Here is a 322-nt window from a genome sequence, read left to right on the forward strand (position 1 = left end):
GCTCTATGTCGGCTACCGGGATGTCTGGCACGCCGTCGAGGTGCTGGAAGACATCCTGCGCACAGGCGCCTGGCAAGAGGCCCGCTATGCGGTCAAGGAAGCCGTCACCTGAAGCGAGCGCTCAATGGGTCTTTTTCCGCGCGCAGACGGAAGCGCTGGATCTTGCCGGTCTGTGTCTTGGGCAGGGCAGCGATGAATTTCACTGACCGCGGGTATTTATAGGGCGCGATCGTCGCCTTGACGTGATCCTGGAGGCGCTTGACGGTCGTGGCATCCGCCGCCGTGCCCGGGACCACCAAGACATGCACCTCAACAATCTGGC

General features: G+C 62.4%; 1 pseudogene. It reads right to left on the reverse strand.

The annotated features are described in order from the left end of the window. Positions 1-104 precede the first annotated feature (104 nt). Positions 105-322 (reverse strand): annotated as a pseudogene (locus EN824_RS34105) (hypothetical protein); the annotation flags it as partial.

This window comes from Mesorhizobium sp. M8A.F.Ca.ET.181.01.1.1, from assembly GCF_004792025.1.
GTDB lineage: Bacteria > Pseudomonadota > Alphaproteobacteria > Rhizobiales > Rhizobiaceae > Mesorhizobium.